Origin of the sequence: Nocardia panacis (assembly GCF_003598715.1) — a bacterium.
GTDB lineage: Bacteria > Actinomycetota > Actinomycetes > Mycobacteriales > Mycobacteriaceae > Nocardia > Nocardia panacis.
The window spans coordinates 201,703-214,025 of record NZ_QZFU01000045.1 but is presented as its reverse complement, the minus strand read 5'-3'; the positions used below and the strand labels follow the sequence as shown (position 1 = coordinate 214,025).

12 protein-coding genes and 1 pseudogene are annotated in these 12,323 nt (G+C 69.7%); 6 read left to right on the top strand and 7 right to left on the bottom strand.

Features of this window, described 5'->3' with window-relative positions:
• Positions 1–31 precede the first annotated feature (31 nt).
• Positions 32–781, top strand: a complete 750-nt coding sequence (locus D5S18_RS31520; RefSeq protein WP_120044772.1) for an NUDIX hydrolase — start codon at positions 32–34, stop codon at positions 779–781.
• 63 nt (positions 782–844) lie between these two features.
• Here the strand turns inward: D5S18_RS31520 and D5S18_RS35190 are convergent, their stop codons facing one another.
• From D5S18_RS35190 to bioB, 4 genes are all read right to left on the bottom strand, one after another.
• Positions 845–988: a hypothetical protein gene (locus tag D5S18_RS35190; RefSeq protein ID WP_162500999.1), complete on the bottom strand. Its 144-nt coding sequence runs from the start codon at positions 986–988 to the stop codon at positions 845–847.
• Between the two features lie 154 nt (positions 989–1,142).
• Complete coding sequence (locus tag D5S18_RS31515; RefSeq protein WP_239004114.1) at positions 1,143–1,808, bottom strand: DUF2567 domain-containing protein; 666 nt, start codon at positions 1,806–1,808, stop codon at positions 1,143–1,145.
• Positions 1,808–2,023 carry a biotin synthase auxiliary protein BsaP gene (bsaP, locus tag D5S18_RS31510; RefSeq protein ID WP_439651204.1) on the bottom strand — a complete coding sequence of 72 codons (216 nt, stop codon included), beginning with the start codon at positions 2,021–2,023 and terminating at the stop codon, positions 1,808–1,810. Before bsaP ends, D5S18_RS31515 begins: the two co-directional genes overlap by 1 nt.
• 16 nt (positions 2,024–2,039) lie before the next feature.
• On the bottom strand, positions 2,040–3,053 hold the full coding sequence (gene bioB / locus D5S18_RS31505; protein WP_120044770.1) for a biotin synthase BioB: 1,014 nt from the start codon (positions 3,051–3,053) through the stop codon (positions 2,040–2,042).
• Between the two features lie 142 nt (positions 3,054–3,195).
• Between bioB and D5S18_RS31500 the strand changes: the two genes are divergently transcribed.
• From D5S18_RS31500 to D5S18_RS31485, 4 genes are all read left to right on the top strand, one after another.
• The gene (locus D5S18_RS31500) at positions 3,196–3,780 is read left to right on the top strand and encodes a TetR/AcrR family transcriptional regulator C-terminal domain-containing protein (protein ID WP_120044769.1); all 585 of its coding nucleotides are present in this window, start codon (positions 3,196–3,198) and stop codon (positions 3,778–3,780) included.
• A 350-nt stretch (positions 3,781–4,130) separates the two neighbouring features.
• Positions 4,131–5,165 (top strand): FecCD family ABC transporter permease, encoded by a 1,035-nt coding sequence (locus D5S18_RS31495; protein ID WP_203237009.1) that lies wholly within the window; start codon positions 4,131–4,133, stop codon positions 5,163–5,165.
• Positions 5,162–5,944 carry an ABC transporter ATP-binding protein gene (locus D5S18_RS31490; RefSeq protein ID WP_120044768.1) on the top strand — a complete coding sequence of 261 codons (783 nt, stop codon included), beginning with the start codon at positions 5,162–5,164 and terminating at the stop codon, positions 5,942–5,944. The genes D5S18_RS31495 and D5S18_RS31490 overlap by 4 nt, the downstream gene beginning before the upstream one ends.
• Positions 5,941–6,975 carry an ABC transporter substrate-binding protein gene (locus D5S18_RS31485; protein ID WP_203237008.1) on the top strand — a complete coding sequence of 345 codons (1,035 nt, stop codon included), beginning with the start codon at positions 5,941–5,943 and terminating at the stop codon, positions 6,973–6,975. The genes D5S18_RS31490 and D5S18_RS31485 overlap by 4 nt, the downstream gene beginning before the upstream one ends.
• A gap of 30 nt (positions 6,976–7,005) precedes the next feature.
• Here the strand turns inward: D5S18_RS31485 and bioD are convergent, their stop codons facing one another.
• The 3 genes from bioD to D5S18_RS31470 are packed head-to-tail and all read right to left on the bottom strand — an operon-like array spanning position 7,006 to position 10,129.
• Positions 7,006–7,683 (bottom strand): dethiobiotin synthase, encoded by a 678-nt coding sequence (gene bioD / locus D5S18_RS31480; RefSeq protein ID WP_120044767.1) that lies wholly within the window; start codon positions 7,681–7,683, stop codon positions 7,006–7,008.
• Positions 7,680–8,822 (bottom strand): 8-amino-7-oxononanoate synthase, encoded by a 1,143-nt coding sequence (locus tag D5S18_RS31475; RefSeq protein ID WP_120044766.1) that lies wholly within the window; start codon positions 8,820–8,822, stop codon positions 7,680–7,682. Before D5S18_RS31475 ends, bioD begins: the two co-directional genes overlap by 4 nt.
• 32 nt (positions 8,823–8,854) lie before the next feature.
• Complete coding sequence (locus D5S18_RS31470; RefSeq protein WP_120044765.1) at positions 8,855–10,129, bottom strand: adenosylmethionine--8-amino-7-oxononanoate transaminase; 1,275 nt, start codon at positions 10,127–10,129, stop codon at positions 8,855–8,857.
• A gap of 208 nt (positions 10,130–10,337) precedes the next feature.
• Between D5S18_RS31470 and glgX the strand changes: the two are divergent.
• Positions 10,338–12,314 (top strand): annotated as a pseudogene (glgX, locus tag D5S18_RS31465) (glycogen debranching protein GlgX); the annotation flags it as partial.
• Positions 12,315–12,323: the final 9 nt, after the last annotated feature.

The following is a 12,323-nucleotide window of genomic DNA, read 5'->3' as shown; positions in this document are numbered from 1 at the left end:
CCAACCAGGTTTTCGACTTATAATCGAAAACGTGCCCCATAGTAGCACCATCCACGAAACGCTCACCGCCGTGTTCCAGGTTCGCCGCTTCCCCAGCACCATCCGCGCAGGTAACGACCGCGCGGCTGCGGCCGCGCACCGCTGCCCGCCGAATCAGCGCACCGAACTGGCGGTGCTGCTGTGGGAGCGCGCACTCGATCCACAGCGCGGCACCTGGTCGCTACCGGGCGGTCGGTTGCGCGACGACGAGGATCTGGACACCTCGGCCCGCCGCCAACTCGCCGAGAAGGTGGATGTGCGGGAACTGGCACATCTCGAGCAACTGTCGGTCTTCAGCGCGCCGGACCGGGTGCCGGGTCCGCGCCGCATCGCCTCGGCCTATCTCGGCCTGGTGCCGCTGACCGCCGAACCGGAACTCCCCGACGACACCGCCTGGCATCCGGTGTCGGCACTGCCCGCCATGTCCTTCGACCACGGGACGGTCGTCGAGCACGCCCGCACCCGGCTGGCGGCCAAACTCTCCTACACCAATATCGCCTTCGCCTTGGCCCCCGCCGATTTCACCATGTCGACGCTGCGGGAGATCTATTGCGCCGCACTGGGTTACGACGTGGACACCACCAATCTGCAACGCGTCCTGACCCGGCGCGCCGTCATCACCCCGACCGGCGCGACCCGCGCACCCGGCCGTGCGGGCGGACGCCCCGCCGCCGTCTACCGCTACACCGATTCCGGTATCCGGGTCACCGACGAATTCGCGGCCCTGCGGCCACCGACCTGAGCCGCGAACCCGAACGCGCATCGACACATTCGACGCCGCGCCGTTCGAATTCGAAGGCGCGCTTCAGTGTTCGGCCGACTTGCGGTGTTTGGCGCCGCGGCGATACCGCCGCTTGTTGGGCAGCGGCTGCGCGGCACTGCTGCGCCGCAACTCTGCCCGCCGCCGCCACGCCGTCAAATCCGCGCGCTCCCGCGGCTGCTCCGCCACGGACCGCGTCGGCTCCTCTTCGCGCATCACCGGCCCCCTTCAGGTCTGCGTATTCCGGCTGACCCAGGGTAGAGACGGTCGATCCGCGACGCCACCGGATTCAGGCCGGGAACGGATGCGGCATTGCGGATACGGCAGACGATATCGCGTCGGCTCAGCGATAGTCGCGCGCGGATTCCTCGCCGACGGGCCGATATCCCGGCCCGCTCGGCGGCGGACCGTACGGCACAAAGGTAGACGCCCCGGCATCATCGGCCCCGAAAGCGCGCCGCCTGCCGGATCCCAGATCTTCAGTGGGACTCAATACTGCCAGGAAGAACACCACCGCCGAGGCCAGCAGCGGTTGGATCAGGCAGGCCATCCACGCGCCGAGATCCAGCGGCAGCGCCGCGGGCGGGCGCCCCGCCACATCGGGCGAGAGCACCACCTCCGGCGGCAGGGTGACGATCTGTCCGACAGCGGGATTGCGCGGCCGCGGATACAGCAGTTCGGCGACCTGCTCACCGAATTTCGCCATGACGACCGCGCCGAGCAGGCAGCCGAGCAGCAGTCCCACCTGGAGCACCGGTCCGCGCATACTGCGCCAACGCCAGGTGCCCGCCGCCGCGAGCGCGCCGATGACCGCGCCGATGAGCATGTAGATGCCCACCCCGTCGAAGCGGTGCGCGCTCTCCCCCGTCAGCGCCGCGCCGCGCCCCGCCTCCACGACCAGCAGTTGTTCGGGCGGGGCCAACCACGCCCACAGCGCCCCGCCGAGGGCACTGGCCAGCACCACCGCGCCGAAGACGAAAAGGCCCGCCCGGATCTCGCGCGCCCGCACTAGCGCAATTCCGTTCCGGCGGAATCGATCACACCGTGTCGGGAGCATTTCGCCCACCAACCGTCCGGATGCACCTGCACGATCATCCGGCGACCGCAGTGCGCGCAGTAGCGCGGCGCCTCGAGCCCGAGCGCGGCGGCGGCGGGCAGCCGATCCGCGCCGCCCGGTTCGAGTTGTCTGCCGGTGAACGGGTTGTAGCGGGCGTCCATGCCCATGACAGTACTCACGGGTTCAGAGGGTTTCGTTGAGCGCCTTGATCGGCATCCTCAACTCGCCGAGCAGATCGAGATCCTTCTCGGCGGGGCGGCCGAGGGTGGTGAGGTAGTTGCCCACGATGACGGCGTTGACGCCGCCGAGAATGCCCTGTTTCGCGCCCAGGTCGCCGAGGGTGATCTCGCGCCCGCCCGCGAAGCGCAGGATGGTGCGCGGCAGCGCGAGGCGGAAGGCGGCCACCGCGCGCAGCGCGTCGGCGGCGGGCAGCACCTCCAGGTCGCCGAAGGGGGTGCCCGGCCGGGGGTTGAGGAAGTTCAGCGGCACCTCGTCGGGTTCCAATTCGGCCAACTGCGCGGCGAATTCGGCGCGCTGCTCCAGCGTTTCGCCCATTCCGAGGATGCCGCCGCAGCACACCTCCATACCGGCCGCGCGCACCATGCGCAGGGTGTCCCACCGCTCGGCCCAGGTGTGGGTGGTGACCACATTCGGGAAGTGCGATTTCGCGGTCTCGAGATTGTGGTTGTAGCGGTGCACGCCGATCGCGGCCAATTGGTCGACCTGCTCCTGGGTCAGCATGCCGAGCGAGCAGGCCACCTGGATGTCGACCTCGTTGCGGATCGCCTCGACACCCGCGGCGACCTGCGCCATGAGCCGCGCGTCCGGACCGCGCACCGCCGCGACGATGCAGAATTCGGTCGCGCCGGTCTTGGCGGTCTGCTTGGCGGCCTCGACCAGGCTGGGGATATCGAGCCAGGCGGCGCGCACCGGCGACTGGAACAGGCCCGACTGGGAGCAGAAGTGGCAGTCCTCCGGGCAGCCGCCGGTCTTGAGGCTGATAATGCCCTCGACCTCGACCTCGGGGCCGCACCACTTCATCCGGACCTCGTGGGCCAGGGCCAGCACGTCTTCGAGTCGGTCGTCGTCGAGGCGCAGCACCTGCAGGGTCTGCTCCTGTGTCAAACCGACCCCGCGCTCTAACACCTGATCGCGGGCTACCGCCAGAATGTCGGTGTGGACGGGTGCCTGAGTCACTGCGCGACTCCCTTCTCGGAACAAGGCCGGGAAACTTGAACAGCGTTCAGGCTAGGGTAGTGACGAAGGCGCGTCAAAAAAACACTGCGTCCATGTCGAAACACGCGGCAGGCGCCGCATACGGATATCGGAGGGCACCGGGGTGCAACTGCACAGAGCGGACGTGGTCGACGGCGCGATCGCCATACTCGATCAGTACGGGCTCGCCGATCTGACCATGCGCAGGCTCGCGGGCTCGCTCCAGGTGCAACCGGGCGCGCTGTACTGGCACTTCCCCAACAAGCAGGCGCTGCTGGGCGCGGTCGCGGATCGGATCCTCACCCCGATGGCGGACCCGGTCGTGGCCGAGGAATGGTCCGGCCAGGTCGCCGAATTGGCGCACCGACTGCGCGAATGCCTGCTCGCCTACCGCGACGGCGCGGAACTGGTGTCGTCCACCTACGCCTCCCGCCTCACCACCAGCAAGGGCCGAGAACGCCTGGTGAGCGCGGCCATTCGCGCGGGCATGCCCCGGCACGAGGCCGAACTGGCGGGCTACACCGTGCTGTACTACGTCCTCGGTCAGACCGTGGACGAACAGTCACGCATGCAGATGGATTCGGCGGGCGCGCTACCCGAGGGCGCGTCCCCGCTGGAGGACGATTCGGACCCCACCGCGCGTTTCGACTTCGGGCTGCAATTGTTCATCGCGGGTGTGCGGCATCTGCTGGGCGAGCGGGTGCGCTGAGATTCAGTGCGGTCCCGGCGAATTCGGCGCCGGCCGCGCGGCACTCGTCTCGGCGCGCGTCATCCCGGTCGCTGACGGTGGACGGGTGCCGATCGTCCATCGGCAGCATTCATCCAGAGTAGGCACGCGTGGCGCGCCCTGCCACGAATGCCGGTCGACGATTTCGTCTATCCCGGACAAACCCGAAATCGAACCGCCCGGTAGAGTTCTGGCGTCATCCTCGGCGGGTGCGGGAATCCGGTGCAATTCCGGAACGGTCGCGCCACTGTGATCGCCCTCGGGCGAGAGTCAGACCTCCCCCACCGGGTACGCCCCGCGAAAGGCCGCGTTTTGCCTGTGGAGTCTCGGCCGTGATCCGGGTTCGTATCGCTGTCGTCCTGCCCGTCCTCGGGGTGCTGCTGTGCGCCGCGATGATCGTCGCGACCGGATTCGGCTCGGAGAATCTCCCCGTTTCGGCCGTGGTCGACGTGCTCGCGCACCGACTGACCGGCCGAATCCCGGACGATCCCGGACTGGACACCATCGTTTGGCAGTTGCGGGTGCCGCGCACCCTGCTCGCCGCCCTCGTCGGCGCGGGCTTGGCCCTCGCGGGCGCGACCATGCAGACGCTGGTGCGCAATCCGCTGGCCGATCCCTTTCTGCTCGGGGTGTCCTCGGGTGCGGGCGTCGGCGCGGCGGCGGTCATCACCTCGGGCCTGTTCGCGGGCGCGGGCGTGTGGGCACTGTCCGGTGGCGCGCTGGCCGGGGCATTCCTCGCGGCCGCACTGGTTTTCGCGGTCGCCATGGCCCAGGGCGGATTGACGCCGCTGCGGCTGGTGCTCACCGGCACCGTCCTCGGTTCGGCGTTCTCCGCGTTCAGCAGCTACCTGATCTTCCGCAGCGCCGAACCCTCGGCCGCGCAGTCCGTGCTGTTCTGGCTGCTCGGCAGTCTGGCAGGCGCGGATTGGACGCGGGTCGGGCTGCCGCTCGCGGTGGTCGCGGTGTGCGGGCTGATCCTGCTGGCGGCGGGTGGGTGGCTGGACGCGCTGCACCTGGGCGCGGAAACCGCAGCGTCCGTGGGCGTTCCGGTGCGCGGACTGCGGATCGGACTGTTCGGACTGCTCGCCGTGCTGGTCGGCGTGCTGGTCGCGGTGTCGGGCGGTATCGGCTTCGTCGGATTGGTGGTGCCGCACGCGGCGCGACTGATGGTGGGTCCACGCCATCGGCGACTACTGCCGGTCTGCGTGCTGACCGGGGCGCTGTTCCTGGTGGTTGCCGATGCGGCGACCAGGGTGCTGGTGCGGCCCACCGAGATTCCGGTCGGTGTGCTCACGGGCCTGGTCGGCGCGCCCGCCTTCCTGATCCTGCTGGGACGGCGCCGGTACCGATTCGGCGGCGCGCAGTGACCGCCATTGTCGAGGTGCGCGAATTGTCCTGCGCCGCAGGACGCAAGACCGTCGTCTCCGATATCTCGTTCACGGTGCGCGCGGGCGAGACCATCGGCATAGTCGGCCCCAATGGCGCGGGCAAGACGACGCTGCTGCGCGTGCTCGCCGGTGTGCGCAAGCCGACCTCGGGCCGAGTGCTGGTGAACGGGCGCGCGCTGCACGAACTCTCGGGCCGCGAGCGAGCCAGGACGGTCGCCATGGTGGCCCAGGACGAGCAACCGCCCGCCGATCTGCTCGCCGGCGAGGTCGTCGCGCTGGGCCGCACCCCGTATCTACCGCCGTGGGGCGCTGGTTCGGCGGCGGAGCGCGCCGTCGTCGCCGCAGGGCTCGCCGCCGTCGACCTGACCGGTTGCGCCGACCGTCCGGTGCATCGGCTCTCCGGCGGCGAGCGACAGCGAGTCCTGTTGGCGCGCGCGCTCGTTCAGCGCACACCGCTGCTGCTGCTGGACGAACCGACCAACCACCTCGACATCACCCATCGGCTCGCGCTGCTGGGGATGGCCCGCACCCTGGACCGCACCGTCGTCATGGCGCTGCACGATCTGGCCATGGCCGACAGGTACTGCGACCGAATCCTGGTGCTGCACGAGGGCGCCGCCCATCCGTTGGCGGCGCCGGAGGCGGCGCTGCGCACCGAGGTGCTCGACACCGTCTTCGGGGTGCGCGCGATCCGGGTCCCGCATCCGGACACCGGCGAATCCCACCTGCTCATCACCGCGCGAGAGGCGAATCCATGACCCCATTCCCCCGAATTCTGGCGGTCTGCGCCCTCACCGCGACGCTCGCGGCCTGTGGCGCCCCGCAGGCCGAGACGGTCCGGGCCGGCGATATCACGCTGCGCAATTGCGAAGTGGAGCAGCGCTTTCCGGCGCCCGCGCAGCGAATGTTCGTCAATGACGGCAATATGATCTCCATGGCGCTGGCGCTCGGCGCACAGGACCGGGTGGCCGCGGTGTCGAGTCTGCAACGCGACGCCGACACCCTGCGCCGCCACTACGGCCCGGCCGTGGATTCCCTGAAAACCGTTGCCCCGCAGTATCCGTCGCGGGAGACCGTGCTGGCCCAGCGGCCGGATGTGGTGGTGGCGGGCTGGAACTACGGCTACGACGAGGCCAAGAACCTGACCCCCGATTCCCTGCGCCAGGACGGGATCGCCGCGTACGTGCTCACCGAGAGCTGCCGTCAGCACGCGGGTTCGAGCGCGCGCGGCGTGGTGGACCCGTGGACCGCGCTGCGCACCGACCTGACCAATCTCGGCGCCATCAGCGGGCGCACCGAGCGCGCCGTCGAGGTCACCGCCGACCTCGACGCCAGGCTCGCCGCCCTGCGCGCCGCGCCGCAGGCCGAACGCCGCCCGAATATCTTCCTGTTCGACAGCGCGAGCGACACCCTCATGTCCAGCGGCAGTTTCGGTGCGCCGCAGGCGATCCTGGAGGCGGCGGGCGGGCGCAATGTGCTCTCCGACGTCCAGGACACCTGGGTCAGGGTCTCCTGGGAGCGGCTGGCCGCCGCCGATCCCGACGCCATCATGTTCGTCGACTACCCGCCGCAGAGCTTCGCCGAGAAGCTCGCCCTGCTGCGCGCCAAACCCGGTATCAACCAACTGCGCGCCGTCACCGAGAACCGCTTCCTCGATCTCCCCTACGCCATGTGGACCAGCGGCCCGCTGAATATCGATGCGGCCGAACAGATCCGCAAACAACTGGAGCTGTGGCGCCTCGCGCCGCCGTCCACCATCGTGCCGCGCGCGGACGACGTCATCCGCTGAGCACTACTGCGCGACCCGGCAGGCAGTGACTCAGGGAGCGCTCGCGAGCCACCCGGGGGCGAACCAGCCCGGCGCGGCTTGGATGAACCGTTCCCGCGAGTACGCCCCAACGCCCTCGGGCACCGCACCCACCACCTCGATCCCCGTGTGTCGGGGCAGATCGTCGCGATTGCATGCCGCCGCCAGGTCGGGTCGCGCGGGCCAGGACCCGATGACCAGTCCCGCACAGCGCACCCCGGCGGCTGCCAGTGCGCGCGTGGTCAATTCGCTGTGGTTGAGGGTGCCGAGTCCGGCGGCCGCCACCACCAGCACCGGCGCACCCAGCCGCTGCGCCAGTTCGAGCAGTGTGAAATCGCCCAGCCGCACCAGCAATCCGCCCGCACCCTCCACCAGCGTGACGTCCGCCCGCGCGAAATCGGTGATGGCCGAGGCCGTTTCGGCCAGGGTCAATTCCGCCATACCGGCGCGCCGCGCGGCGGTGTCGGGTGCGAGCGGATCCGGGTATCGCACCAGTTCCAACCCGCCGCCGATCCCGGTCAAGCGCTCGACCTCCGCCAGATCCCCCGCCTCGCCCGGACCGACTCCGGTCTGCGCGGGCTTGCACACCGCCACCGATCGGCCGGTGGCCGCGACCGCCGCCGCGAGCGCGGCGGTGACCACCGTCTTCCCCACCTCGGTCGAGGTTCCGGTCACGAGGAGCACGCTCACGAGGCCACCCGCTCGCGCGCCAAATCCAACACCTCGCCGAGGACACCGGCGATGACGGTGAGTTCGGCATCGGTCAGATCGGCCCGCGCCGTCAACCGCAGCCGTGCGGTCCCCTCCGCAACAGTGGGCGGACGGAAGCAGCCGACCTCGACCCCGAGACCGCGGCAGGCTTGCGCGGCATCGAAGGCCGCGGCGGCATCGCCGAGGATCACCGGGACCACCGCCGAATCCGGTTCTCCCACACCGGCGATGCGGGCCAGCGCGGCGGCGCGCTCGCGGACCCGCCCGGCGAGTTCCGGTTCGCGGCGCAGCACCGCGAGGGCCGCGCGCGCGGCCCCGACCGCCGCCGGAGCCAGTCCGGTGTCGAAGATGAAGGTGCGCGCGGCATCGACGAGGTGTGCCCGCACCCGTTCGCTCGCCAGCACCGCACCGCCCTGGGCGGCAAAGGATTTGGACAGGGTCGCGGTGACGACCAGATCCGGCGCGCCGGAGAGCCCGAGTTCGTGCACCAGTCCGCGGCCGCCCCGGCCGCGGACGCCGAGGCCGTGCGCCTCATCCACGACGAGCACCGCGCCGTTGGCCCGAGCGACGCGATGCAGTTCGACCAGCGGGGCCAGGTCGCCGTCGGCGCTGAACACCGAATCGGTCAGGACCAGCGCCCGCTCCTCGGTGCGCGCCGCGAGCAGCCGATCCACCGCCGCCGGATCGCGGTGCGCCGCGATGGCCACCCGCGCCCGCGACAGCCTGCACGCGTCGACCAGCGAGGCGTGCGAGCCCGCGTCCGAGACCACCAGTGCGCCGCGTCCGGCCAGCGCCGTCACCACGCCCAGGTTGGCGGTGTAGCCGGAGGAGAAGACCAATCCGGCTTCGGCGCCGACGAATTCGGCGAGTTCCTGTTCGAGTCGGGCGTGGTCCTCGGTGGTTCCCGTGACCAGTCGCGAACCGGTGGCGCCGGTGCCCCAGCGGTGTACGGCGGCGATCGCACCCGCGAGCACCTCGGGATGGCGAACCAGCCCGAGGTAGTCGTTGGAGGCGAGGTCGATGGCGGGTGTTTCGGCCGCTCGGGGTCGTAGTTCGCGGCGCAGCCCGGCGGCCCTTCGCGTGTCGGCCCGCTCGTCGAGCCAGTGCAACGGATCCATAGTCACAGCACCGAAGCTTACTTGAACAGTGTTCAAGTTCCAATGGCGGCGGCCGCCGCCATCCCGCGCGCGATGGCGGCGATATCGGCCGCACTGCTGATGAACGGCGGCATCGTGTAGATCAGATTCCGGAACGGTCGCAACCAAACACCCGACGCGACAAGGGCTTCGGTGGTCCGCCGCAGATCGACCGGCCGATCCAGCTCCACCACGCCGATCGCGCCGAGCACCCGCACGTCCACGACGCCGGGCGTCTCCCGGATCGGCGCCAATTCGGCACGCAGTCCCGCCTCGATACCGGCGACCTCGGCCCGCCAATCCCGCCGCAGCAGCAGTTCGATCGAGGCCACCGCGACCGCGCAGGCCAGCGGATTGCCCATGAAGGTCGGCCCGTGCATGAGCCCGCCGTGACCCGCGCTGATGGTCTCGGCGATCAACGCGGTGCACAGCGTGGCGGCCAGTGTCAGATACCCGCCGGTGATCGCCTTGCCGACGCAGAGCACATCCGGACGCACCCCGACAGTGTCGGCCGCGAAGAAGGTTCCGGTGCGACCGAATCCGGTGGCGATCTCGTCGAAGACCAGCAGCACCCCGTATTCGTCGCACAGCCTGCGCAGTTCGGTGAGGTAGCGCGGGTGGTGCCAGCGCATACCGCCCGTGCCCTGCACCACCGGTTCGACGATGATCCCCGCCAATTCCGCCGCGTGCGCGGCGAAGGCGCGCTCCAGTTCGGCCACGTACTCGGGTTCGTACTCGCGCGGCGGCCTCGGCACGAAGACCTGTTCGGCCAGTACATCGGTCCACAGCGCGTGCATGCCGCCGTCGGGATCGCACACGCTCATCGGGACGAAGGTGTCGCCGTGGTAGCCGCCGCGCCAGGTGAGCATCCGCCGCTTGTCTGGCCGCCCGAGGCAGCGCCAGTACTGCAGGCACATTTTCACCGCGACCTCGACCGAGACCGATCCGGAGTCGCACAGGAACACCTTGTCCAGCCCGGCCGGGGTCAATTCGACCAGCAATTCGGCCAGTCGGGCCGCGGGTTCGTGGGTTAGTCCGCCGAACATGACGTGGCTCATCCGCCCGGCCTGTTCGATCAGCGCGGCGTCGAGCACCGGATGCCGGTAGCCGTGGATGGCGGCCCACCACGAGCTCATCCCGTCGACGAGTTCGCGGCCGTCGGCCAGAGTGAGTCGGGTGCCCGCCGCCGAGGCGACGACCAGCGGGTCGGTGCTGGCGGGAAATCCGCCGTAGGGATGCCAGACGTGCGCGGCGTCGATGGCCGAGATGTCGTCCTGGGTCAATGTCACGGGGTCCTCGCAATCCGTTCCTGAACGGTGTTCAAGTTAGCATCGCCGCGCATTCCGGGCACAGTTCGGACATCGACTATCCGCGTCGAACCGCGAAAGCTGCTGACCCGCACCGATTCCGCCATCGACCGACCGAATCCGGCGCGGCGCTCGGCACTGACGCCCCGCCCGCGCGGGGCCGCCCACGGCTGACGCTAGGGTCGTTGCCATGGCCCAGCCCGACCCAGCGACCGGTGACGCGACACCCCTCGGTGTCTGGCCGGGCGCGGCCTACCCGCTGGGCGCGACCTACGACGGGGCAGGCACCAATTTCTCGGTGTTCTCCGAGGTGGCCGACGCGGTCGAACTGTGCCTGATCGACGCGGACGGCGACGAGACCCGCGTTCGGCTCGACGAGGTCGACGGTTACGTCCACCACGCCTACCTCCCCGGCGTCGGCCCTGGCAGCCGCTACGGCATGCGCATCCACGGCCCCTTCGATCCGGAGCGCGGATTGCGCTGCGACCCGAGCAAACTGCTGCTCGACCCGTACGGCAAGGCGTTCGACGGCGCGTTCGACGGACATCCCTCGCTGCACACCGCGGGCCTGGATTCGCTGGGGCACACCATGACCGGCGTGGTGGTCAACCCGTACTTCGACTGGGGCACCGACCGCGCACCCAAGCGGCCCTACCACCAGACGGTGATCTACGAGGCGCATGTGCGCGGTATGACCATGACCCATCCCGCCGTGCCACCGCATTTGCGCGGCACCTACGCGGGTTTGGCCCATCCCGCCGTCATCGCGCATCTGCTCGATCTCGGCGTCACCGCGATCGAACTCATGCCCGTGCACCAGTTCCTGCACGACCAGATGCTGTTGGACCGGGGTCTGCGAAACTACTGGGGCTACAACAGCTTCGGATACCTGGCCCCGCACCGCGAGTACGCCGCCGATCCGCGCGCGGGCGCGGCCGTCCCCGAATTCAAGGCGATGGTGCGGGATTTCCACGCCGCCGGTATCGAGGTCATCCTCGATGTGGTCTACAACCACACCGCCGAGGGCAATCACCTCGGGCCGACCATCGCCTTCCGCGGGATCGACAATGCCGCCTATTACCGCCTGGTGGACGACGATCCGGCCCACTACATGGATTACACCGGCACCGGCAACAGCCTCAATGTGCGCCACCCGCACACCCTGCAACTGATCATGGATTCGCTGCGCTACTGGGTGCTGGAGATGCGGGTGGACGGCTTCCGCTTCGATCTGGCCGCCACCCTGGCCCGTGAACTGCACGATGTGGACCGCCTGTCGACCTTCTTCGATCTGGTGCAGCAGGATCCGGTGGTCAGCCAGGTCAAGTTGATCGCCGAACCGTGGGATGTGGGCGAGGGCGGCTACCAGGTCGGCAATTTCCCGAGCCTGTGGACCGAATGGAACGGCAAATACCGCGACACCGTGCGCGACTACTGGCGCGGGCGACCCGCCACCCTCGGCGAATTCGCCTCCCGCCTCACCGGCTCCTCCGATCTCTACGAGGCCACCGGGCGCAGGCCGGGTGCGAGTATCAACTTCGTCACCGCGCACGACGGGTTCACCCTGCGGGACCTGGTGTCCTACAGCGAGAAACACAATGCGGCCAATGGCGAGGACAACCGCGACGGCAATGCCGACAACCGTTCCTGGAACTGCGGCGTCGAGGGTCCGACCGACGACCCGCGGGTGAATGCGCTGCGCGCCAGGCAGAGTCGCAATCTGCTCGCCACCCTGGTGCTGAGCCAGGGCACCCCGATGCTGCTGCACGGCGACGAGATGGGCCGCACCCAGCACGGCAACAACAACGCCTACTGTCAGGACTCCCCGCTCTCCTGGATGGATTGGTCACTGCTGCACAAGAATTCGGACCTGGTCGCCTTCACCCGCACCGTGATCGCGCTGCGCGCCGCGCATCCGGTCTTCCGCCGCCGCCGCTTCCTGGCGGGTCGCCCCACGGGCCGCCCCCGCGATATCTCCTGGCTCACCCCCTCCGGGAAGGAGATGGCGGCGGCGGACTGGGACAACGGATTCGGCAGATCCTTGGCCGTGCACCTGGACGGGCGCGCCATCCCGGAGCCCGGTCCGCGCGGGGAGCGCGTCACCGACGCCGAATTCCTGCTGTGTTTCAACGCCCACGACGCCGCCATCGAATTCGCCCTGCCCGACCGCTGCCTG

Bases quoted from the DNA above. Each gene is read 5' to 3' on its own strand.
- bsaP (WP_439651204.1), bottom strand. From the start codon at position 2,023: ATGGGCATGGACGCCCGCTACAACCCGTTCACCGGCAGACAACTCGAA.
- D5S18_RS31485 (WP_203237008.1), top strand. From the start codon at position 5,941: ATGACCCCATTCCCCCGAATTCTGGCGGTCTGCGCCCTCACCGCGACG.
- D5S18_RS31475 (WP_120044766.1), bottom strand. From the start codon at position 8,822: ATGGATCCGTTGCACTGGCTCGACGAGCGGGCCGACACGCGAAGGGCC.